The organism is Nocardia sp. Root136, assembly GCF_001427185.1.
Classification (GTDB): domain Bacteria; phylum Actinomycetota; class Actinomycetes; order Mycobacteriales; family Mycobacteriaceae; genus Nocardia; species Nocardia salmonicida.
On record NZ_LMFE01000009.1, the window covers coordinates 281,013 to 304,536 of the forward strand.

The window sequence follows — 23,524 nt, forward strand, 5'->3', positions numbered from 1 at the left end:
AACGACGCGCCGGGGTCATGCCGACGCGGGGTTGCTGTCGATGAACTCGAAAATCGCGGTGTCGTCGGCCAGATCGATCCGATCACCGACGACGTCGGGTTGTTGTGGGCCACGCAGTCGTTGCGCGGCCTCGAGCAGTCCGGCGACGGCACGATCGCGTTCGGCGTCCGACGGATCGGCCCCGCCCAATCTGTCGAGCAGAGCGGTCAATTCGCCGAGCAGTGGCGCGACCGAGTCGGCATCGGATGCCAGCAGGCCACACAGGTGTTCGGTGAGCGCATACGGTGTCGGATAGTCGAACATCACTGTCGTCGACAGCATGACGCCCATCGATTTCTTCAGGTGGTTACGGAGCTCGACCGTTGTCAACGAGTCGAACCCCATGTCTACGAATCTCTGTTGTGGATCGAGTGCTTCATCGGCCACCCGACCGAGCACGGTGGCCACATGTCGTGCCAGTAGCTCCGACACGACGCGACGCTGGTCGGCGCCACTGCGCCCCACGAGCAGCAGCGCGGTGTTCTCCGACACCGACGCCGACTGCGCATTGCGACGCATACGAACGATCGTACTCAACATCGTGGGTACCGGCGACCCGGCCGTGGCCGAGGCCCTCGCCGCCGCGACGTCGATGCGCATCGGCACCGATGCCGGCGTGCCCGACGTCAGCGCCGCGTCGAACAGCCCCAACGCCTCCGCGGTGGACAGTGGCGTGAACCCGTTGCGGGCCATCCGGTCCAGATCTCGCTGCGCCAGATGTCCACTCACGCCGCTTCGCTGTGCCCACAGCCCCCACGCCAACGATGTCGCGGGCACCGCGGATCGGGCGGCGCGCACCGCGAGCCCGTCCAGGTAGGCGTTGCCCGCCGCGTAGTTGGCCTGGCCCGCGTTGCCGAGAACGCCTGCCGCCGAGGAGAACAGGACCAGCGCCGACAGGTCGAGGTCGCGGGTCTGCTCGTACAGGTTCCAGGCGGCGTCGACCTTCGCGGGCAGCACCCGGTCCAGATCCTCGACGGTCAACTTCTCGAACGCCGCGTCGCTCACAGTGCCCGCGCAGTGGATGACAGCGCCGAGCGGGCGCTCGGGATCGATACCGGCGAGCAGGGCCGCCAACGCGGCCCGGTCGGCGACATCGCACGCGGCGACCGTGGCGTCGGCGCCGCCCTCGCGCAGCTCGGCGACGAGTTCCGCCGCGCCCGGCGTCTCGGCACCGCGTCGGGAGGTCAGCAGCACGCGCTGAACTCCGTACTCGGCCACGACATGTCGGGCGAGCGCGGCACCGATCGTGCCGACACCGCCGGTGATCATGACGGTGCGGCTCGGGTCCAGCGGCGGCGGCACGGTGAGGACCACCTTGCCGACCTGGCGGGCCTGGCTCACGAACCGCAGGGCGCTGGTGGCCTGCCGGACGTCCCAGGTGGTGACCGGCGGTGGGGTGAGCGCGCCCGCGTCGAACAGGGCCACGATCTCGGCCAGCATCTGCGCGATCCGGTCGGGCGCGACCTCGGTGATGAGGAACGAGTGGTAGCCGACGCCCGGATACCGGCCGGCGATCGCGGCGGGATCACGGCGATCGGTCATGCCCATCTCGACGAACTGCCCGCCGCGCGGCAGCAGCCGTAGCGACGCGTCGACGAATTCGCCTGCCAGCGAATCGAGGACGACGTCGACACCGTCGCCGTCGGTCGCGACACGGAACTGTTCCTCGAAGTCCAGGGTCCGCGAATTGGCGATCCGCTCGAGCGCCAACCCGTCCGCGACCAGCACGTTCTGCTTGCCCGGACTAGCGGTCGCGTAGACCCGCGCACCCCAGTGCTTCGCCAATTGCCGAGCGGCGGTACCGACGCCACCGGTCGCGGCGTGGATCAGCAGGGATTGGCCCGCGCGCAGGTTCGCCAGGTCGAGCAGACCGTAGTACGCGGTCAGGTACACCACCGGTACCGAGGCGGCCTGATGGAACGACCAGCCCTCCGGAATCCGCACGATCGTGCGGTGGTCGGTGACCACCGTCGACCCCACACCGTCGAACAGACCCATCACTCGATCGCCGGGCGCGAAGTCGGTGACGTCGGGCGCCACGTCGACGACCACACCGGCGCCCTCGCCGCCGAGTACGGCGTCCGGATTCGGATACATGCCGATGCTGATCAGCACGTCGCGGAAATTGATGCCGGCCGCCCGCATCCGCACCCGTACCCGGCCCGGGGCCAACACGGGAACGGGATCCTCGGCGAGGCGGGTCAGACCGATCGTGGTCAGCGTGCCCTTCTCTCCGATCGTCAACCGCCAGTGCGGATCACGGATCGGGTCGGCCACGTCGTGTATGTCGTGGCGGATCATTCTCGGCACCGAGGCACTCGCTCCGCGCCAGGCCACCTGCGGCTCGCCGGCCGCGACAGTCGCGACGACAGCGTCATCGAGCACGGTGTCGGGGCCGAGGTCGAGCAGCAGCAGCCGATCCGGGTTCTCGGTCTGGGCCGACCGCAGCAGTCCCCAGATCGCCGCACCGCGCAGATCGACGGTATCGGTCACCTCGACCGCCACCGCACCGCGCGTCACCACGACCAGCGTGGTGTCGGTCAGGCGTTCGGTCGCGAGGAATCGCTGGACCTGGTCCAGGACCAGCGCCGTGGTGGCGCGCACGTCCGAGGGCTCGTCGGTGCCGTGTGATGCGACGACCAGGACCGCGTGCTCGGGTGCGCTCTGCGTGCCCTCGAGGTCGGCGATGCTCGGCACGGGCGCCGAGGGCGCACTCGGCAGCGCTACGCCGGGCAGTGGAATCCACTCCACCGCGTAGAGCGGATGCGCGCTGGATCGGGTCCGCTCGTCGGATCCCCCCGACTCGCGCAGCAGCAGGGCGTCCACCGACAGCACCGGTCGGCCCGCGGTGTCGTCGGCGGTGACCCGGAGACGATCGGGCGCCGTCGCCGTGAGCGAGACGCGCAGAACCGACGCACCCACCGCGTGCAGCCGCACGCCCTCCCAGCTGAACGGCAACCGCAGGGGCGCACCGGGTTCGGTGTCGACCATGCCGTGCAGCGCGGCGTCGAGCAACGCGGGGTGCAGGTGGAACGCGGTGGTGTCGAGGTGGTCTGGCGCGGTGACGGTGGCGAACACGTCGTCCCCACGGCGCCACAACTGGCGAACACACCGGAACAACGGTCCGTACTGATAGCCGAGTCGCTCGAGCCGCTGATAGAAGTCGGCGGTCTCGACCGGCACCGCGCCTTCGGGCGGCCACGGCGCCGCCGAGCCGGTGTCGGTCGCGGCGCGCTCGCCGAGTTCGCCGCCCGAGCTGAGGGTGGCTTCGGCATGGCGGCGCCAGCCCGCACCCTCGCTGGAGTGCACCGTCACCGGGTAACGGCCGTCCTGCGGTACATCGACGATGAGTTGGACGCGCACGTCATCGGTGCCACTCAGCGTCAGCGGGGCGACGACGATGAGGTCGTCGACGCGGTCACAACCGACACTGTCGGCCGCTCGCAACAACAATTCGACGAACACCGTGCCCGCCACCACGATCTGGCCGTCGATCCGGTGATCGGCCAGCCACGGGTGCGTCCGCGTCGACAACACGCCGGTCAGGACGACGCGACCGCTGTCGGCGACCGAGATCTCCGCCCCGAGCAGGGGATGCGCCGCCGCGTCCAGACCCGAGGCCGTGACATCACCGGCACCGGCCTCGGCCGTCAACCAGAAACGCTGGTGCTCGAAAGCGTAGGTAGGCAACGTGATTCGTCGACCGCTCGCCAGCGCGGGCAGTCCGGCCCAATTCACTGCGACGCCGGCCGAATAGGCGCGGGCCAGCGCGGTGTACACCGAGAGCTCCTCGTCCTGCGCGGGGCGCAGCAACGGCGCGACAACCGCGTTCGACGAACCGTCGTCGTCGGCCAGGACCAGCGACGACAGCGCCGCACCCGGCCCGACCTCCAGGAAAACGCCCACCCGACCGGATCCACGCAACCAACTCAACCCATCGGCGAAGCGCACCGGGTCGCTGACATGGCCCACCCAGTACTCGGGCGAGCACAGCTCCGCCGCGGTGGCGCGTGCGCCGGTGCGGTTGGACACCACCGGAATCTTCGGCGCGTGATAGGTGAGATCGGCGCACACGGCGGCGAACTCGGCGAGCATCGGCGCCATCAACGGCGAATGGAACGCATGGCTCACCCGCAGGCGTTTCACCGACGCCTCGTCGAAGTGCGCGGCGATCTCGGCGACGGCAGCGTCGGCACCCGAGATCACCACCGACCGGCGCGCGTTCACCGCGGCGATGCTCACCTGGGTGGACCCCTCGGCGATCAGCGCCGCGACGGTCTGCTCGTCGCTGGCGATCGACAGCATCGCCCCACCTTCGGGCAGCGACTGCATCAGGGTGCCGCGCGCCGCGACCAAGCGGGTGGCGTCGGCCAACGACCAGACCCCGGCCAGATACGCCGCGCTCACCTCGCCGATGGAGTGTCCGACGAGGAAATCCGGTCGCACACCGAATGATTCGAGCAACCGGAACAGTGCCACCTCGGTCGCGAACAGCGCGGCCTGGGCGTAGCCGGTGCGGTCGAGCAGTCCCGGCTCGCCCGCGCCGTCGATGACGAGCTCGCGCAGGGATCGACCCAGTGTGTCGTCCAGGTGGGCGCACACCTCGTCGAAGGCAGCGGCGAAGACCGGATAGCGCGCGGCGAGCGTCGCGCCCATACCGACCCGCTGGGCACCCTGGCCAGGGAACAGCATCGCCACGCGGGCCGAGGAGTCCGCCGAGCCGAGGTGGACCGCGCTGGACTCGGTGCCCGCCGCCAGCGCCGCCAGCCCGGATTCGAGCTCGTCGCGACCGTGGCCCAGGATGACGGCTCGGTGACTGAACCGGGAACGGCTCACCGCCGCGCTGAAGCCCACATCGGCGGCCGCGTGTTCGGGATGCTCGGCGAGCGCCTCGGCGAGCCGGGTGGCGTTGGCGCGCAACGCCGCCGAAGTCTTGGCGGACAGGATCCACGGTGTCAGCGGTGCGTCGACCGGGGTAACCGTCAGCGGTTCGCCGACCATGGCGCCGACTGTGTCGGATTCGAGGATCACGTGCGCGTTGGTGCCGCTGATGCCGAACGACGACACCGCCGCGCGCCGGGGCCTGCCGGTCTCGGGCCACGGCCGGGCCGTAGTGACGAGTTCGATCGCGCCGCTGTCCCAATCCGCGTGCGGCGTGCGGTCATCGACGTGCAGCGTGGGCGGGACGACTCCGCCACGCATCGCAAGCACAGCCTTGATCACCCCGGCCACGCCCGCGGCGGCCTGGGTGTGGCCGATGTTCGATTTCGCCGATCCGAGCAGCAGCGGACGGGTCCGCCCCTGCCCGTAGGTGGCCAGCAGTGCCTGCACCTCGATCGGATCGCCCAGCCGGGTGCCCGTGCCGTGCCCTTCGACGAGGTCGATGTCGTCGGCGGTCAGGCCCGCGGCCGCCAGCGCCCGCCCGATCACCCGTTCCTGCGCCGGTCGGCTCGGCGCGGTCAAACCGTTCGACGCACCGTCCTGATTCACCGCACTGCCGCGCAACACGGCGAGGACTTCGTGGCCGAGACGGCGTGCGTCCGAGAGCTTTTCGACCAGCAGCACCGCCGCGCCCTCGGACCATCCGGTCCCATCGGCGGCCGCGGCATAGGACTTGCACCGGCCGTCGGTGGCCAGCCCGCCCTGCATCGCGAACTCGGCGAACACCTTCGGCGTCGACATCACCGTGACGCCGCCGACCAGTGCCATCGAACAGCCACCACGACGCAGCTCCTGCGCCGCAGTATGCAACGCCACCAACGACGACGAACACGCCGTGTCGATGGTCACCGCCGGACCCGTGAGCCCGAGTGCGAAGGCGACCCGGCCGGACACGACACTGGCCAGACTGCCCGTGCGCAGATGACCCTCCACCTGCTTGGGCACGGCGTGCAGGCGATCGGCGTAATCGTGGTACATCACCCCCGCGTACACACCGGTCTCGCTGCCGCGCAGGCTGACCGGATCGATACCCGCGCTCTCGATCGCCTCCCACCCGACCTCCAGCAGCAGCCGCTGCTGGGGGTCCATCGCGAGCGCCTCACGCGGCGAGATCCCGAAGAACGCCGGATCGAAATCCATGGCGTCGTACAGGAATCCACCGAGATGGGGATACGGCGGCGCGTCCGGTTCGTCGGCCCAGCCCCGGTCACCGGGGAAGTCGCCGATGCTGTCCGCGCCTTCGAGCAACTGCGTCCACCACCGGTCCGGCGAATCGGCGCCGCCGGGTAGTCGGCAGGCCATGCCCACAATGGCGATCGGTTCGGACAGCTGGGCACTGAGCTGATCGTTGCGCTTGCGTAGCTGATCGCCTTCCAGCAGCGAACTACGGAGCGCTTCGACCAGTTCGTTGTCGTGTGGCGTCATGGCTACGGCTCCTAGTTGCGGCCGCAGCCGCTGCCACGCAGCGCGGCGATATCGATGAGGTCGGCCATGGCGGCGTAACCCGCGGGACCGACGTGGTTGTCCAGGCCCCGGTACTGCGACAGGATGATCGCGTCAGCGTTCGGGTCGGCCAGCAACGCGTCGTAGTCGACGACGCCGTCAGCGATCTGCTGCGTGCGCACCCAGTCGTTGAGTTCGACCCGGCGCTGATCGGAGAACGGTGCGAAGTTGCCCGCCAGCAGCGAGTACTTCAGCGGCGGATTGGTGCCGAGCACCACCCGGATGCCCGCGGCCTGCAACCGGTACACGGCCTCGGTGTAGCCGGCGATCATCTCCGCGGTCGTCGCCCACTCGGGGATCGCGAAGTCGTTGGCGCCGAACATGACGATCGCGTCGGTGACTCCGGCCACCTCGAGCACGTCGGGCTGGATCCGGGTCAGGCCACGGGGTCCGAGTTGCGGCAGGGTACGCAACGGATCGTCGAGCAGCCGATTGCCCCAAATACCCGAGTTGACCACCGAGACCGGGATACCCGCCGCGTCGAGTCGATGTTGCAGGAAGTCGGTCGGGCGCAGATTCTGGTCGACGGCCGCCGGTGACTGCGGCACCTCGGAGTAGCCGCTGCCGACGAAACCCTCGGTGATCGAATCGCCGAAGGCCACCAGCGTCGACGCAGAAGCCGGGGCGAGCACGTCGACACCGGAGACATACAGCACCGAAGTCGTTGTGCGGTCCAGCGATCCGCCGCCGAGCTCGTGGGTCTGGTCACCGGTGCCGGGCGAACCGTAGTAGCTGGTCGCCATGCCCTGCAGGTGTTCGGTCGGCGCGCGTGAGCTGCCGGGAACGTACACGCTCACCGCCAGCGGTTCGAACGAACCGAACGACAGGGAGACCGGGTCACTGACCACGTCGCCGCCCGCCGGGACCGTCACCGACGACGCACCGTCGAAGGTCACCGTCCGCAGCGAGTCGGACGAGACCTGCGGTCCCCCGGCCTGTTTGCCGACCGTCACCGAGGTGAAGGTCACCTCGGCGGGGCTGAGCCGGTTGGTCAGGTGCACGCGCAGGGTCGCGCCCGCCCGATGCGGGGTGATCACCATGCGGTAGGTCTGGTCACCCACCGACGTGATCGGATTGAACGAGAAGTCCGCCAGCGACGCCGAATCCGACGGCGCGGCCATCCAGGTCGCCACCCAGTGGTCTCCCCCGCAACCACCGCCCGGAGCCGACCCGGCAGACCCACCGGTGACCGCGACGAACCCCGCGAACAGCGGAACTATCGCCAGCACTCGCCAGTTGGCCCGGTTGCGTCGGCGCGTCATCGCCATCCACTTGCTCCTATGTTCGCGAAGGCGGCGCGCAACGCGGCCGCCGGATTGTCGTTCGTGCCCAGGCTGCGCCAGCACACATGGTGGTCGGGGCGGACCAGGATCGCCCCGTCGTCGGCGATCTCGCGAACCCGCGACCAGGCGCCGTTTTCGCGATAGGTGGCCGCGCTGTGGTCGTCGCCGATGGTGGCGACCACGAACGGGGCAGCAGGATCGGCGCTGAGCTCACGCGCGGCGTCGAGCCACGGCTGCCCCGCGGGACCGACCAGCAGCACCGGGCGGTCGCGGGGAACCAGGTCCAATGTCGAGAGCCGGGTGCCGTCCTTTTCCACCCACGCGTGCGGCAACCGGTGCCCCGGCCGCGTGGTGGGGTGGTAGATATCGCCCATCGGCTCGCGGGGCGGGGCCGTGGTGCCATCGGGGGTGAGGGCGCCCTCGGCGTAGGCCAGGCCGAGTTCCATGTCGTGCGCCTGGCAGTCGACCCGGTGGGTGCGGAACACCTCACCGGCGCGCGCCCTGGTCGTCGCGCCACGACGGGAATCCTCGAAGTACACGTGGAAGAACGCGGGCCGCACCAGCCGCGGCACCTGGGGACCGAAGCCGAGCGCGTTCTCGGTGATCAGCTCGGTGTTCTTCAGGATGCCCAGCGCCCAGTCCAGATTGTCCCGACCGATCGGGCGCCGCTCGGATTCGTAGCTGTCGAGCAGGGTGACCTCCGACCGCCCCGACTCTACGGCCGCGATCTTCCAGGCCAGATTGTGTCCGTCCTGGATGGCGGTGTTCAGGCCGAGACCCGCGGCCGGTGGCATGCGGTGCGCCGCGTCGCCGGCCAGGAACACATTGCCCACCCGGTACTTCGCCGCGAGCACCGCGTCGACGGTCCAACTGCTCACCTTGTGCAGGGTGATCGGCAGGTCCGGCGCCTTGAGCACATCGCGAATCCGTTGCAGCAGCGCGTCTTTGCGGGTACGGGCCGGATCGTCGGCGTCCGCGGTGAAATGCAGACCCCATTCCTCGGAGAACTTGCCCCAGGTGGGGCCCATCTGCACCAGCATCGCGCCGGACAACTCGGCCTGTTCGGGGTTGATGAAGAAGGTGATCAGGGCGCCGTCGTGCTGCCAGCGCGACAGGTCGGCCGAGAAATGCGCCGTCGTGACCTGGTGGAACTTCGGCCACCCCTCCATCTTCACCTTCAGCCGCGGCCCCACGGTGCGACCGCCGTCGGCGGCGATCAGGTACTTGGCCCGCACCGTCGACTCCACGCCGTCGGCGTCGCGGAGTCGGGCCACGATCGTCGATCCCTCGTCGACCCAGTCGAGCAGTTCGCACCCGTACCGGACGCGACCGGGCGCACGCTGCTCCGCCAGGTCACGCAGGATCGGCTCCAGCCTGATCTGTGGCAGGTTGGTCGAATCGACCGGGCTGTCGCCCGCGTAGCGTTCGCTCAGCGAGCCCGCCCCGAAGGCGTCGAGTTCGTAGAGCACCTTGCCGTCGTAGGGACCTCGGCCGGTCAGCGAGGTCTGCCACACCACCTTGCCGAACTTGTCCAGTGGCGCGCCGACCGCGGTGATCGCGTCGGCGACCCCGTGCTGGCGGTACAGCTCCATCGTCCGCTGGCTCAGGTAATGGGCCTTCGGCAGCCGCGACGTCTCGCCACGTTGCTCGATCAGCAGGTGATCCACGCCGAGATTGGAGAGGAAGATCGACGTGGACAACCCACACCCGCCCGCACCGACGATCAGTACGGTGACGTTGTCCGGCTGTGTCATTGGTGCGCTCCGATCAATTGTGGCTGTGCCCGGCGGCCATACCGGGTGTGACCGGATGCGGATCGGCACCGGCCTCGAGCTCGTCGGGCCAGACCGGGTACGGGAACGCGGTATCCATGCCGCCGACCACACCGGGAATGTCGCCGAACGGGCTCAGGTCCGTGGCCACCGGCGTCGTGGGGTTCGAAGGGTCGAGGAAAATGTGTACGTCCCAGCCGCGCGGATGGACCAGCCCGGACGGTGTCGACCCACCCGGCAGTGGGGTGTCGCCCCGCTTCTGGCCGAGATAGTCCTCCTGCGGCGGCATCATGTACATGTCGAACTTGGGGAAGGTGTGCACGCCACGCTCATGGAAGGCCCAGTCGCCGCGGAACATGCACAGTCCCACCTCGTTCGGGGTCTCACCGGGGGTGTAGACACCGGCGTAGAACCAGCCGACCAGGTCGTACGGGAACGCCGGCGTCACGGCGTCGTGGTAGTCGAAGCCGGTCTGTCGGGAGCGATAGAACAACCCCGCGGGCTTGCCGCTGACCACGGTGTCGCGGCCGGGGTTCATGCCGGGCATCTGCTTGCCGATGATCTGCAGCGCCTGGTTCAGGTCGAGCAGCGCCACACCCATCCGCTCGTACTGCACCCAGCCGTGCGAGTCGGGACCGTAGGTGCCCGCGGCCGCCAGCGGCACCAGGTCCTCCGGGCCGTTCAGCGTCCGCAGCGGACCGAGCAGGTCGAACACGCGCTGCTGGTCGGCTCGCAGCGACTCCGTGCGCTGTTCGGCGGTACACCGGTCGCTCGCGACCGGCACCCCCGGCTTCGCACCGGCGATCGGTGACGCCACAACGTGGGCGACGACCGCCAACGCGGACATCAGGAGAGTTCCGGGCACTGTCAGCCGTCGACGCCGCACTCCCGGTGCAGTGCGCATCACTCCGGCGGCACCATGATGTCGCATTCGCATGAGGTAGGTATTTCCTTTCTGACGACCCGGCGCCGTCTCTTCGACGGCGCCGGGTCAGGGATGAAATGACGAACTGTGCCGCCGCCGCCCGCTGCGGTGCCCGGGATGCGGCGGCGGCCGACCTACCCCAGGCTCGCGGGGTCGTTGTCGAAGAACTCGAACAGTTCGTCGTCGGCGGCGCTGCCGAGTTCGGAGATCACGGCATCGTCTTCCTCGCCCCGCACCGCGCGAAGGAGCTCGTCGAGGCGGTCGGCGATGTCCACCCGTTCGGCACTGCTCAGTGCCGCTGCCGCGAAACCCGAAGCGACGGTGTCGATCTCGGCGAGGATGCGCGCCGCGGCCGCGTCGGCCGGGACGATCTCCTCGCACATGTACTGCGCCAGGATGGCCGGCGTCGGGTAGTCGAACACCACCGTCGTGGTCAGTTTGAGCCCGGTCGCCGACTTGAGTCGGTTACGGAACTCCACCGCGCCGAGGGAGTCGAAGCCGAGGTCGGTGAACGCCTGGCCGGGCCCGATCTCGTCGGGCGAATCGTGCCCGAGCACCGCGGCGGCATGCAGCCTGATCAGGTTGAGCATCGTGCGCTCCTGATCCACCGGACTCATCGCGAGCAGGCTCTTCGCCAGCGACGAGGACTCGCCCGCCTCCCCCGCGCCACCACCGGCACGCCGAGGTGCGGCCCGCAGCAGACCACGCAGCGGCGGTGGCAACAGCGTCGGGTCGTCGGCACCCGCGGCCCTGATCGCCGCGAGATCGAGTCGCGCGGCCACTGTGAGCGCCGCACCCATCGACAGCGCGTTGTCGAACATGACCACACCGTCGGTGGTGTCGATGCCGATCATGCCGTCGCGACGCATGCGTGCCCGGTCGATGTCCGACAGTTCGGCGGTGATGCCGCTGGCCTGCGCCCACAGTCCCCACGCGATCGAGGCCGCGGGCAATCCGAGTCGCTGCCGGTGCTGGGCCAGCGCGTCGAGGTAGACGTTGGCCGCGGCGTAGTTCGCCTGACCCGGACCACCGAGCACACCGGCTACCGAGGAATAGAGCACGAACTCCGCCAACGCCAGATCCTGGGTGGCCTCGTGGAGGTTCCACGCGGCATCGACCTTCGGCCGCAGCGCGGTCTCCAGGCTCTTCGGGGTCTGTGCCCCGAACACCGCGTCGTCGGTCACGCCCGCCGTGTGCACGACCGCGGTCAGCGGGTGTGCCTGCGGGATGTCGGCCAGCAGCGCTGCCAGTGCGTCGCGGTCGGCGACATCACACGCGGCGATCTCGACTTCGGCACCGAGCGCGATCAATTCCTCGCGCAGCTCGCTCGCACCCGCCGCCGCCGAACCACTGCGGCTGGTCAGCACCAGGTGACGCATGCCCCTGGCCTGCACCAGGTGGCGAGCGATCTCCCCGCCGAGCACGCCCGTACCGCCGGTGACGAGCACCGTGCCTTCGGGATCGAGCAGGGCCGGAATCGTCAGCACGTTCTTGCCGACGTGCCTGGCCTGGCTGAGGAAGCGGAACGCCTCCGGTGCCCGGCGCACATCCCAGGTGGTGACCGGAAGTGGCTGCAGCGCACCGCTAGCGAACAGCGCCACCAGTTCGGTGAGGATCTCGTGCAGCCGGTCGGGGCCGGCTTCCATCAGCACGAATCCGCGGTAGGCGACACCGGGATACTCCTGCGCTATCTTCTCCGGATCACGCACGTCGGTCTGGCCCATCTCGATGAACCGACCGCCGCGCGGCAGCAGCCGCAGGGACGCGTCGACGAAATCGCCTGCCAGCGAGTCGAGCACCACGTCCACGCCGCGCCCGTCGGTCGCGGCCAAGAACTTCTGCTCGAAGTCGAGGGTGCGCGAGTTTCCGATGTGGGCGTCGTCGTAGCCGATCTCGCGCAGGGTCTTCCACTTCGGCTCGCTGGCCGTCGCGTAGACCTCGAGCCCGAGGTGCCTGGCCAGCTGGGTCGCCGCCATACCGACACCACCGGTGGCGGCGTGGATGAGCAGCGACTCCCCTGCCTGCACGCCGGCCAGGTCGACCAGCGAGTAGTAGGCGGTACCGAAGACCGCGGGAACGGCCGCCGCTTGCGCGTAGGTCCACCCTTCGGGCATCGCGGCCACCATGCGCTGATCGGAAACGACGGTGGAACCGAGCCCGGAGAACAGGCCCATCACCTTGTCGCCGATGGCGAACTCGGTGACATCGGCGGCGACGTCGACGATGATGCCCGCGCCTTCACCGCCGATCGGCGCGTCCGGATCCGGGTACATGCCGAGCACGATCAGCACGTCGCGGAAGTTCATGCCGGAGGCACGCAGTTGCACCCGCACCTCACCCGGCTGCAAGGGCTCGCTGTCGGAACTCTCGACCAGCACGATGTTGTCGCCGTGCAGCGTGCCCTTGCCGAGCGAGGTCAGCAGCCATGGTTGGGTCCCGACCAGGGCGGACCCGGCCGCGCTGTCCGCGCCGGGACGGGCGAGGCGGGGGACGTGCGGCACGCCGCGCCGGAACGCGACCTGCCCCTCGGAACCGCCGAGCGTCGCGGCGACGGCGGCGCGGTAGTCGTCCGCGTCGTCGACGTCGACGAGCTGGATGCGGTCGGGCTGCTCGGCCTGTGCGCTGCGCAGCAAGCCCCACACCGGTGCCACCGCAAGGTCGCCGATCGCCTCGGCTCCTTCGATCGAGACCGCGTGGCTGGTGACCACCACGAGGGTGGCGTCGGCGTTGCGCTCGTCGGCGAGCACGTCCTGTACCCGCCGCAGCACCGTGGTCACCGTGGTGCGCACCGCGTCCGGGCCGGGCACTTCGGCGGTGTCGCTGCCGAAGCGCAGCACCACGGCCTTGTCGCTGCCGGTGGTGACCACCTCTTCGTACTCGTTCTCGACGTCGGCGTAGGGCTCCCAGTTCCCCTGTGCCGCTTCGATCACCGGCTGCGGCACCCAGGTGAGGGCGTACAGACCCTCGGCAGCCGCTGCCTTCGTGGACCCGCCGAGCGCGTCACGTGACATTGCCCGCAGCGACAGTCCGTCCACCGTGACGACCGGTGCGCCCGCCGCGTCGACCGCGGTGATCGACATCCGATCCGTGCCGGTGGCGGCGAGTCGAACGCGCACCGCCGTGGCGCCGACCGCGTGCAGGGTGACGCCCTCCCACGCGAACGGCAACCGGATCTGGTCGCCGTCGGTATCGCCCCCGGCGACGGCCATCGCGTGCAACGCCGCGTCGAGCAGCGCCGGGTGGATCCCGAAGGCTCCTGCCGCGCCGCGCGCCTGCTCCGGCAGTTCCACCTCGGCGAACAATTCCTCGCCGCGTCGCCAGACGGCGCGCAGACCCTGGAACACCGGGCCGTAGCCATAGCCCGCGTCGGCGAGTTCGGCGTAGGGATCACCGATCTCGACCGCGGTGGCGCCGGACACGGGCCAGGTGGCCAGCTCCGCCGTCACGACCGCGGGGACATCATCGACGACCAGCGAGCCGGTGGCGTGCACTGTCCACTCCGCCTGCTCACCCTCGTCGTCGAGCTGCTGTGGCCGCGAGTAGATGGTGATGGGCCGATCGTCGCCGGAACCACCGACGACGGCCTGCACCTCGACACCGCCCCGCTCTGGCAACACCAGCGGCGCCTGCAGCACCAGTTCACCGATCCGAGGGACACCGACCTGGCCACCCGCCAGCAGGGCGATCTCCACGAACGCGGTGCCCGGCACCAGGATCGAGCCGCCGACCACGTGATCGGCCAGCCACGGCTGGGCCCGAGTCGACAACAGACCGGTCACCAGCACATCGTCGCCGCCGCTCGCCTGCGTGATCTTCGCGCCGAGCAGCGGGTGATCGACCACGCCGAGGCCGACACCGGCGACATCGCCGGTCCCGGTCGGCTTGTCCAGCCAGTAACGCCGGTGCTGGAACGCGTAAGTCGGCAGGTCGACCTGCGCGACCGCGCGCACATCGATACCCTGCGTCCAGTCGACCGCGGTGCCCGCAGCGTGCGCGGCGGCCAGACCCGCGTAGAACGCGATCGGCTCGTCGTGCTTGGGTCTCAGCAATGAGGTCGCCACGGCGACTGCCTCGTCGACACCGTCGTTGAGCACCTCGTCGACCAGGGTGGTCGAACTCGCGCCGGGGCCGACCTCGAGGAACACCGTCGCGCCGAAATCATGCGCGGCGCGCACGCCGTCGGCGAAGCGGACCGCCTCGCGGACATGGCGCACCCAGTATTCCGGGGTGCACAGCTGCTCGGGCTCGGCGACCGCACCGGTGACATTGGAGATGATCGGGATAGCCGGCCGCTGGTAGGTGAGTGACGCGGCGACCGCGGCGAACTCGGCGAGCATCGGCTCCATGAGCGGCGAGTGGAACGCATGGCTCACCCGCAGCGGTTTGACCGTGTGCCCGAGCGAGCGCAGCTCTGCCGCGATGTCGTCGACGACCTCGGCCACCCCCGAGATCGTCAGCGCCGACGGGCTGTTGATCGCGGCGATGGCCACGTTGCTCTCGCGGCCGGACAGCAGTGGCAGCACCGTCTGCTCGTCCGCGCGCACCGACAGCATCGCGCCACCCTCGGGCAGTGCCTGCATGAGTCGGCCACGCGCGGCGACCAGGGTGGCCGCGTCGTCCAGCGACAGCACGCCGGCGACATGGGCTGCCGAGATCTCGCCGATCGAGTGTCCGAGCACCAGATCCGGTCGCACACCGAAACTCTCGGCCAGCCGGAACAGCGCCACCTCGACGGCGAACAACGCGGCCTGGGTGAAGGCGGTGTGGTCGAGCAGCGCCGCCGCGTCGGTGTCGGGCTCGGCGAAGACGACCTCGCGCAGCGACCGCCCCAGTGCGGGGTCGAGCCGCGCGCACACCTCGTCGAAGGCGTCGGCATACACCGGATACCGCTCGTACAGCGCGCGTCCCATGCCGACGCGTTGCGCGCCCTGGCCGGGGAACATCACTGCGGTCTTGGCCGAGCTGCCCGCCACACCGACCGCGACGTTGGCCCCGGAATCGGCCGTCGCGGCGTCTTCGACAATCGCACCGGCCGTCTTCAGCGCCGCGATCAGTTCCTCGCGGGTGCTACCGAGCACCACCGCGCGATGAGCGAACCTGGCTCGCTGGGTGGCCAGCGAATACCCGATGTCGGCGGGCGAATGTTCAGGATGATCGTCGAGGAAGGTGCTCAACCGGGCGATCTGATCCGACAGCGCGGGCGCGGTGGCCGCGGAGACGACCCATGCCGTCGCCGCGGGCTCGACCTGGACACCGGTTTCCTCGGGCCCGCTCGCCTCGGTGGTGGGCGCGGGCGCCTGTTCGAAGATGACGTGCGAGTTGGTGCCGCTGATACCGAAGGCGGACACCGCCGCCCGGCGCGGACGGTCGACCTCGGGCCACTGCGTGGCCTCGGTCACCAGTTCCACCGCGCCCGCGTCCCAGTCGACCTGGTGCGACGGCTCGTCGACGTGCAGGGTCGGCGGCACCGTCCCGTGCCGCATCGCCATGATCATCTTGATCGCGCCGGCCACACCGGCCGCGGCACTACTGTGCCCGATGTTCGACTTGATCGAGCCGAGCAGCAGCGGCGTCGTGCGGTCCTGGCCGTAGGTGGCCAGCAGCGCGTTCGCCTCGATCGGGTCACCCAGTGGGGTACCGGTGCCGTGCGCCTCGACGACATCGACGCCGGACGCCGGAATCTTGGCGTTGCGCAGCGCGGCTTCGATGACCCGCCGCTGCGACGGGCCGTTCGGTGCGGTCAGACCGTTGGACGCACCGTCCTGGTTCACCGCGGAGCCGCGCAACACGGCCAGGACGGGGTGGCCGTTCTTCTGCGCGTCCGAGAGTCGTTCCAGGACAAGCAGTCCGACACCTTCGGACCAGGTGGTGCCGTCGGCGGCGGCCGCGAACGCCTTGGCCCGCCCGTCCGCCGAGATCACGCGCTGACGGGAGAAGGCGATGAACGCCTCCGGCGTCGGCATGATCGTCGCGCCGCCGGCCAGTGCCAACGAACATTCGCCCGACCGCAGCGAATTCGCTGCCTGATGAATCGCCACCAGCGACGACGAGCACGCGGTGTCCAGCGAGACCGCGGGGCCCTCGAGGCCGAGTGAGTACGCCACTCGGCCCGACGCGACGCTGGAGGTCCGGCCGATCAGCAACCAGCCCGCCAGACCACTGCGGTCTTCCATGATGGTCGGGCCGTATTCGACCTCGATGATGCCCGCGAACACACCGGTATCGGTGCCGCGCAAAGTATTCGGGTCAATGCCCGCGCGTTCGAGCGCCTCCCAGGCGACTTCGAGCATGTGCCGCTGCTGCGGTTCCATCGCCAGCGCTTCACGCGGGCTGATACCGAAGAAGGCAGCGTCGAAATCGGCAGCGCTGTCCAGGAAGCCGCCGTGCGAAGAGTACGACGTCCCTTCGTGGTCGGGGTCGGGGTGATAGAGACCGTCGACGTCCCAACCGCGATCGGTCGGAAACTCCGAGATCACGTCACGCCCGTCGGCAACCATCTGCCACAGGTCCTCGGCAGATTTGACGCCGCCGGGATACCGGCAACCCATGCCGATCACAGCGATGGGCTCGCTCGACCGGTTTTCCACCTCCTGCAGACGCTGCCGGGTGCGATGCAAGTCGATTGCGGCTCGCTTCAGGTATGCCCGAAGCTCCTCTTCGGTCGCCATTGCGCGTTTCCTCCGATGAACGATGTGATTCGCGGTTCGCCGATTCCGACGCGACTTCGCGTGGATCGCACTCCGGCTGGCGTGTTCGCCGTCGATTACTCCGGCGGCCAACATCACCCATCGTCAACGGACCCAGCACTCGCTGGAACCCCTAGCTAATCCCCTACTTGCCGCACAACCGTTCGGATGGCTACCTGCCGTCTACCGGGGTAGCGTTCGTCTCGGCGTGACGACTTGACGGCCCCCACATTGCGTGCGTAAATAAGAACGATCGTTCGTTCAGAGGACAGAAGATCGCCATCGGACGCCAAGGGGAGATAGGGCCGGAAATGACCTCGCAGACTTGGACAGAAGAGACCGACCCCGACTGCATCGACGACGCCAGCGCCGCGGCGATGCTCGACGGTGCCCCGTGGCGGCGGCTCGCCGTCATCGGCGACAGCACCGCGATAGGTCTCGGCGCACCCTATAGGGGCTACCGCAGGCTGACATCGTTCGCCCGGATGGCCGATACGTTGGCGATGGCGGTCGGTCCGATCAACTACATGAACCTCGGCACCCCGTGGGCAACTTCACGTCAGGTCGTCGAGGAGCAGAAAGACCTGATGGTGGCGTTCAAGCCCGATCTGGTGATGATCTCGTGCGGCGGCAACGACCTGATGGCCGAGACCCCGGACTACGCCGCGATCGCGGCCAATCTCACCGAACTGTTCGAGGCAGGCAAGAGCATCGGCGCGCAGACGATGACAATGACCCTGGCCGACGCTTTTCCCGACGCGGCGATGGTGCGCTTTCGGAGCAGCTTGGCGCGGCTCAACGAACTGGTGCGCGGCATCGCCGCCGAGCACGACGCGATCCTCATCGACCTGTGGCATCACTCGGTCGGGCATCGCCCCGACGTGATGAGCAACGACCGGATCCACTTCAACATGTCGGGCCACGCCGTACTCGCCGCCGAAGCCGTCAAGGCGCTCGCGGCCCATATTCCGCAGCAGGCCAACACCGCTTAGCCGATCAGGGCCGGCGCGCGTTCCCCGCCGGTGGCGCATTCACGCAGCAACCGCAGCATTGTGGCGCGCGCCCGATCGAAGACGTCCGGGTCGCCGAGCAAGATCATGTCGGACGCGGCAGCACGCTCGATCGCGGCCAGTTCGAACGCCAGCTGGGCCGGGTCGGTCTCGGCCGAGATCTCACCCAGTTGCTTGGCCTCGATCACGGTCTGGCGGTGAAACTCGTGCCACTGCTGCCAGACCGCCACGATCGCGTCGCGTACCCGTCCCGGCCGTGCGCCGTATTCCGCGCCGACCGACAGGAAGAAACACGCGCCACCCGAACCGATGTCCTCGTTGAGATGGTCGATCCACGCATCGCAGAGGGTGCGCAACCGGACGAGGCCGGACGGCTGGCGCAACGCGGGGCTGATCACCGACGCGATGAACTCGGCCTTCGCCTCCTCGATCGCCGCCAGCTGCAATTCCTCCTTGGAACCGAAGAGCCCGAAAACGCCGCTCTTGCTGGCACCCAGCGAGGTTGCCAGACGCCCGATCGTGAGCCGGTCCAGCCCCTCGACCGCACCGACCTGGACCGCTTCTCGCAGGATGGCACGGCGGGTGTCCTGCCCACGCGCGGTCTGGATATCGCTCATCGACCCGAACTCCTTTCCTGACAAAAGTCCGATACGCCCGTTTGTCGTGGCGTACCCATCACCCACGATAGCCGAACAATCGTGCGGCCAGTTAGAGCACCTTGCGGCGGCCGAGCCAACATCTCTTGCATGTCCAGGGTGCCCGTGCGTTAATGGATGCGTACGAACGTTCGGTTCAACATAAGACTGAGAGGTCGTCATGAACGTTTTCCCCTCCACCGCGCACCCGCGCGGACGGTGCGACGATCGGACAGGTAAACGATGACCGACAAGACCACGACCGAAGCGCCGTCCGCGGTGGAGCCCCGTCGCGTTCTACTGATCACCGCGCTGGCCACCTTTGTCGCGTTCCTCGACATGTCCGTGGTGAACGTCGCGTTCCGCAGCATCGCCGAGGACTTCTCGGACACGTCGCTCTCCACGCTGTCCTGGGTGGTGAGCGGCTACGCCGTGTTCTTCGCGGCGGTACTCACCCCGGTCGGCCGCTATGCCGACCTGATCGGCCGCAAGACAGTGTTCCTGTGGTCGCTGCTCGGGTTCACCGTCGCGTCCGCGTTGTGCGCCGCGGCGCCGACCATCGAAGTTCTCATCGGCGCTCGCGCACTGCAAGGTATGGCGGCGGGTGGCATGATTCCCGCCGCGCTCGGCCTGGTTCTCGGCGCGTATCCGCCGGAGAAGCGGGTCGCGGCGGTCGCGGCGTGGGCAGGCGCCGCATCGGTGTCCGCGGCGTTCGGTCCCGCGGTCGGCGGCTTCCTGGTGTCGGCCTTCGATTGGCCCGCCATCTTCCTCATCAACGTCCCCGTCGGAATCTTCGCCCTGATCGCGGGCCGCGCCTGGCTGCCCGAGATCAAGGTTCCCTCCTCGGTACGGCCCGATCCGATCGGCGCCATCCTGGTCGCGGTCGGCGTCGGCGCGGCCGTAGTCGGGTTGACCCAGGGCGGCTCATGGGGTTGGACCAGTCCGGCCTTCCTCGGCTGCACCATCGGCGGGCTCGTGCTCCTCGCACTGGGCATCCTGCGCTCGATGCGCACGCCGGTGCCGACCTTCGAGGTCGACCTGTGGCGCAATCGCACCTTCGCCTCGGCGAGCGCCGTCTCCTTCCTGTTCGGCATCGTGATGTTCGCCTGGCTGCTGGCGACCCCGCTGTGGACCCTGCTCATCTGGGACTACTCCGTCTGGGAAACCGGTCTGGCCAACACTCCCGGCGCCTTCACCGCGGCGGTCGGTGCGGCCATCGTCGGCAAGTCCAAGCACCCCGACATCGCGCGCCTCGCGACAATCGCGGGCACCATCTGCTTCGGCGTCTCGGCGGTTCTGTTCGCGCTCCTGCTCGATGAAACGCCGCGCTTCTGGGCGGTGTGGTTCCCGGTCGGCCTGCTTCTCGGCCTCGGCATCGGCCTGGTGATGACGGCAGTGTCCAGCGCCGCCGCGACCTCGGTGCCGGAGGAGAAGTTCGCCTCTGGCTACGGCATGAGCACCACCGCGCGCCAGATGGGCGGTGGCCTGGGCATCGCGGCCTTCGCCGCGATCACCACGTCGGTCACCACCGGCTGGCTCGACGGACTGCAAACGGTGTTCTGGTTCAGCGCCATCGGGTGCATCCCCGTAGTCCTGGCCGCGCTTCCGATGGGTCCGACCGTTTCGACACCGATCGCCGAGGCCATCGCCGAGCCGGAGCCTTCACCGCAACAGGCATAACCGCGCCCCTGAGCGGGGCCGCGGATCACTCATTCGCGGCTCCGCTCAGGTGTTTCCGGGGCATGGCGCGCACCGGAAAGCCATAGCTCGGCGATCGCCGACCGCATCGCCACGTGAACAGCCACCCTGTCCTGAACCACTCCCGCACGAAACCCACGACCGGTCACGACCGCGAACCTCCGTTTCTCCTACTGATCAGGAGCCTCGTATGTCCACCAAGGAACAGAGCCCGAGCAACACCGCGAGCAGGCCGCCGTTGTTGAACCGAAGTGTCATCCAGGTCGCCGCGGCGGCGAACGCAGCTTCCGGCATAGCGTCATTCGCGCTCGCGGCAGACATCTGGAAACTCGACGACGGCCTGTCGACCCCGATGTTGTACCTCATCGGAGCACTGTGCCTCGTCGCCGCGTTCGTCACGGCGTGGGGCAGCCGCGAGGTCGGCGAGGGGGGATGGATCGTGGGAGTCGTCGCGATCGACGCCGTCGTGACGATCGCCTTCATCGCGACAATGATCTTGTCGTGGGATCAGATCACGCTCGCCGGCGGCTATCTCGCGATGGCCGGAGCATCCATCGCGACCCTCGCGTCGCTGGCTACCGTGGCAGCGGCACTGGGGACCAAAGATGTGGATGCTTCAGCGAGTCCGGGGCACCAGCCGCAGCGTTTCCCGGCTAGAGACCTTCGCGGACAGCTTCTTTCGCCCCAGCTCAACTGACAGCGCATCCGGGCGGACTCCCGCCCCGCCTCAGCACATCAGGCCGCTGCGGTAGGCGAGCACCACCGCCTGGGTGCGGTCGCGAGAACCGGTTTTGGCGATGACGTGGGAGACGTGGGTGCGGGTGGTGGCTTCGCTGATGAACAAACGAGCGCTGATCTCGGCATTCGCGTATCCCATCGCCATCAACACCAGCACCTCACGCTCCCGGTTGGTCAGCCCGGCCACGGTTCCTGGTGTAGCGGAGGTAGGCGGGGTAGCCGATCTCAGTGCGGTCAGGACGCCGCTGACCACGGCGGGATCGAGCCAGCCTTCCCCCGCGGCGCAGGCGCGAATCGCCTCGGCGAGGTCTGCGGGTGCCGCGTGCTTGAGGAGAAATCCGCTGGCACCCGCGGCGAGGGCTTGTTGCACAGCCTGCTGTTCGTTGAAGGTAGTGAGCACGAGAACTGCTGGTGCGTCGATGGATTCGCAGATTTTTCGGGTGGCGCTGATTCCATCGGTCCCCGGCATGCGCAGGTCCATCAGAACCACATCGGGCTGGACTGCCGCGGCGAGTTCGATCGCCGTGGTGCCGTCACTTGCCTCACCCACCACCTCGATGTCGGAGATGCCGCCGAGTAGCAATACGACACCGGCGCGCACCAGGGCTTCGTCTTCGGCGATGATCACACTGATCGTCACGAGGCGCTCTCCTGGATTGCGGTGGGGCTCAACGGTATCTCCGAGACCACGGACCAGCCGGTGCCGTCTGGGCCGTATTCGACGGTGCCACTAAGTGTTTGCAATCGTTGAGTCAGCCCGGCCAAGCCCTGGTGAGTGGACAGTCGATCGACCTGCGGGACGGGGCCGTCCCCGCCCGTACTGCGCACCGCGACGGTCACACTGGTGCGATGCCAGCCGATGCTGATATCGACGGTCGCACCGGCGCCGGCGTGTTTGGCGACGTTGGTCAGCGATTCCTGCACGAGCCGGTAGGCCGCCAGGTCGATGTCGGGGTCGACGTTCGGTGGACGGGTGCCATCGGTGTCGAGGCGAATACGCAGCCCACCGGCGCGATTCAGCTCGATCAGGCTCTCGAGTGTGGCCGGTGCGCTGCCACGGGAGTGCGCCGCGCGCGAGACGTCGATGGGGGCGCGCAACAGTCCGAGCAGGTCGTGTAGTTCGCCCATCGCCTGTGTCCCTGCTCGTTCGATAACCGCCAAGGCTTCGGCTACCTTCGGATGACCGTCGGGGGTGAACGCGCGGGCGGCCGCGGCGTGCAGGATCATCGCGGCCACCGCACCGGACAGGCTGTCGTGCAGCTCGTGCGCCAGCCGCAGCCGTTGCGCCGCCAATGCGGCCTCGGCCTCGGCGGCCAGGCGCGCCTGCGTCGCCAGCGCGCGGTGCTCGCGCAGATAGAGCAGGCGGCCCACACCCCACACGACACCGAGTGCCAATGCCCACATCGTTCCGGCGACGAGGTAGTGACTCAGCTCCGGCCCAGCGGCTCCGGCCAGCCCGTTGTGATAGGTGAACAGTCCGAGCGAGAGCGCGGACCCGGCGAGGATCAGTCGAGCCGCGGACGCGGACACCCGGCAGGCAGCCGCGAAAGTGGCGACGAGCAGATAACCGACCGGGAAATACGTCGGCACAACGAAATTCACCGCGGTGAATCCCCAGGCCACCGCCCACACCGCGATCGGAAAACGTCCGCGCGCCAGCAGCGTCGTACACAGCAGGACAGCCGCGGTCGGCACCACCCACAACGGTAGCGAACCGCCGCCGATGAGCTGACGATCGCCACCCCACGCCGCCAGATCGATACCACCGACAGCGACGACCAGTGCGACGTCGGCGAGGCGGCGTAGCCGTGTGGTCTCGGGGCCGAGTTCAGCCACCGCCAAGGAGCTTCCATACCCAGGTCAGTGGGTTGCCGATAGACATCGCCGGCGGCGGGGTCGCGGCGGCGACCTCGGTGAGTACCTTGCGCACGGCCGCGATGACGTCGTCGCGACTCGGTTCGGCCAGCCCGCCGTCGATCTCACCGAGAGTGACCGGAACCCCGCGTGGCGGTGCCGCCGAGATTTCGGCCAGTTGGAGCAGCACGATGTCCGGCGCTTCCGGCACGACAATCGTCGCCGAGACATCGACCACTTCGCCGTATTCGTGCGCCGCGCTGAACACTCCGAGCCGCAGTGGCGTTTCTCGCTCAGCGAGGCACGCGGCCAACGGCGGGTGCGCGAGGGCGAATTCCCGCTCGAGCAGAGTCGCCCGGCCGACCGGCAGGCCGGTGGCGCCACCTTCGTCCACTGCGTACACGACTACGAAAGTGCGTGCTGTCATGGGCAGAAGTGTC

General features: G+C 68.9%; 12 protein-coding genes. 3 read left to right on the forward strand and 9 right to left on the reverse strand.

Annotated elements, in window-relative coordinates:
• Nucleotides 1-15: 15 nt before the first annotated feature.
• The 5 genes from ASD42_RS24595 to ASD42_RS24615 all read right to left on the reverse strand — a co-directional run bounded on the left by ASD42_RS24595 (nucleotide 16) and on the right by ASD42_RS24615 (nucleotide 17,131).
• Nucleotides 16-6,405: a type I polyketide synthase gene (locus ASD42_RS24595; protein ID WP_056820869.1), complete on the reverse strand. Its 6,390-nt coding sequence runs from the start codon at nucleotides 6,403-6,405 to the stop codon at nucleotides 16-18.
• Nucleotides 6,406-6,416: 11 nt separating this feature from the next.
• Entirely contained in the window at nucleotides 6,417-7,751 is a 1,335-nt protein-coding gene (locus tag ASD42_RS24600; RefSeq protein WP_235569812.1) for a GDSL-type esterase/lipase family protein, read from the reverse strand.
• Complete coding sequence (locus ASD42_RS24605; protein WP_056820871.1) at nucleotides 7,742-9,520, reverse strand: FAD-dependent monooxygenase; 1,779 nt, start codon at nucleotides 9,518-9,520, stop codon at nucleotides 7,742-7,744. Before ASD42_RS24605 ends, ASD42_RS24600 begins: the two co-directional genes overlap by 10 nt.
• 13 nt (nucleotides 9,521-9,533) lie before the next feature.
• A complete protein-coding gene (locus tag ASD42_RS24610) occupies nucleotides 9,534-10,385 on the reverse strand; it encodes a hypothetical protein (RefSeq protein ID WP_056820872.1) in 852 nt (283 codons plus the stop codon).
• A 212-nt stretch (nucleotides 10,386-10,597) separates the two neighbouring features.
• The gene (locus ASD42_RS24615) at nucleotides 10,598-17,131 is read right to left on the reverse strand and encodes a type I polyketide synthase (protein ID WP_056820873.1); all 6,534 of its coding nucleotides are present in this window, start codon (nucleotides 17,129-17,131) and stop codon (nucleotides 10,598-10,600) included.
• Between the two features lie 329 nt (nucleotides 17,132-17,460).
• Between ASD42_RS24615 and ASD42_RS24620 the strand changes: the two genes are divergently transcribed.
• Nucleotides 17,461-18,141: an SGNH/GDSL hydrolase family protein gene (locus ASD42_RS24620; RefSeq protein ID WP_056820874.1), complete on the forward strand. Its 681-nt coding sequence runs from the start codon at nucleotides 17,461-17,463 to the stop codon at nucleotides 18,139-18,141.
• Here the strand turns inward: ASD42_RS24620 and ASD42_RS24625 are convergent.
• The gene (locus ASD42_RS24625; protein WP_063893731.1) at nucleotides 18,138-18,776 is read right to left on the reverse strand and encodes a TetR/AcrR family transcriptional regulator; all 639 of its coding nucleotides are present in this window, start codon (nucleotides 18,774-18,776) and stop codon (nucleotides 18,138-18,140) included. The genes ASD42_RS24620 and ASD42_RS24625 overlap by 4 nt on opposite strands.
• A gap of 261 nt (nucleotides 18,777-19,037) precedes the next feature.
• Between ASD42_RS24625 and ASD42_RS24630 the strand changes: the two genes are divergently transcribed.
• Nucleotides 19,038-20,474, forward strand: coding sequence for a DHA2 family efflux MFS transporter permease subunit (locus ASD42_RS24630; RefSeq protein ID WP_056820876.1), 1,437 nt, complete (start codon nucleotides 19,038-19,040; stop codon nucleotides 20,472-20,474).
• Between the two features lie 208 nt (nucleotides 20,475-20,682).
• On the forward strand, nucleotides 20,683-21,189 hold the full coding sequence (locus ASD42_RS24635; RefSeq protein ID WP_056820877.1) for a hypothetical protein: 507 nt from the start codon (nucleotides 20,683-20,685) through the stop codon (nucleotides 21,187-21,189).
• A 30-nt stretch (nucleotides 21,190-21,219) separates the two neighbouring features.
• Here ASD42_RS24635 and ASD42_RS24640 read toward each other — a convergent pair whose 3' ends face one another.
• Genes ASD42_RS24640 through ASD42_RS24650 form a run of 3 tightly spaced genes read right to left on the reverse strand, consistent with a single transcriptional unit; the run spans nucleotide 21,220 to nucleotide 23,511 of the window.
• Nucleotides 21,220-21,870, reverse strand: a complete 651-nt coding sequence (locus ASD42_RS24640) for a response regulator (RefSeq protein ID WP_056820878.1) — start codon at nucleotides 21,868-21,870, stop codon at nucleotides 21,220-21,222.
• A complete protein-coding gene (locus ASD42_RS24645) occupies nucleotides 21,867-23,066 on the reverse strand; it encodes a sensor histidine kinase (RefSeq protein ID WP_235569816.1) in 1,200 nt (399 codons plus the stop codon). The genes ASD42_RS24640 and ASD42_RS24645 overlap by 4 nt, the downstream gene beginning before the upstream one ends.
• Nucleotides 23,059-23,511, reverse strand: a complete 453-nt coding sequence (locus tag ASD42_RS24650; protein WP_156677570.1) for a hypothetical protein — start codon at nucleotides 23,509-23,511, stop codon at nucleotides 23,059-23,061. Before ASD42_RS24650 ends, ASD42_RS24645 begins: the two co-directional genes overlap by 8 nt.
• Nucleotides 23,512-23,524 lie beyond the last annotated feature (13 nt).

Bases quoted from the DNA above. Each gene is read 5' to 3' on its own strand.
- ASD42_RS24595 (WP_056820869.1), bottom strand. From the start codon at position 6,405: ATGACGCCACACGACAACGAACTGGTCGAAGCGCTCCGTAGTTCGCTG.
- ASD42_RS24600 (WP_235569812.1), bottom strand. From the start codon at position 7,751: ATGGCGATGACGCGCCGACGCAACCGGGCCAACTGGCGAGTGCTGGCG.
- ASD42_RS24605 (WP_056820871.1), bottom strand. From the start codon at position 9,520: ATGACACAGCCGGACAACGTCACCGTACTGATCGTCGGTGCGGGCGGG.
- ASD42_RS24610 (WP_056820872.1), bottom strand. From the start codon at position 10,385: ATGTCCGCGTTGGCGGTCGTCGCCCACGTTGTGGCGTCACCGATCGCC.
- ASD42_RS24615 (WP_056820873.1), bottom strand. From the start codon at position 17,131: ATGGCGACCGAAGAGGAGCTTCGGGCATACCTGAAGCGAGCCGCAATC.
- ASD42_RS24620 (WP_056820874.1), top strand. From the start codon at position 17,461: ATGACCTCGCAGACTTGGACAGAAGAGACCGACCCCGACTGCATCGAC.
- ASD42_RS24625 (WP_063893731.1), bottom strand. From the start codon at position 18,776: ATGAGCGATATCCAGACCGCGCGTGGGCAGGACACCCGCCGTGCCATC.
- ASD42_RS24630 (WP_056820876.1), top strand. From the start codon at position 19,038: ATGACCGACAAGACCACGACCGAAGCGCCGTCCGCGGTGGAGCCCCGT.
- ASD42_RS24635 (WP_056820877.1), top strand. From the start codon at position 20,683: ATGTCCACCAAGGAACAGAGCCCGAGCAACACCGCGAGCAGGCCGCCG.
- ASD42_RS24650 (WP_156677570.1), bottom strand. From the start codon at position 23,511: ATGACAGCACGCACTTTCGTAGTCGTGTACGCAGTGGACGAAGGTGGC.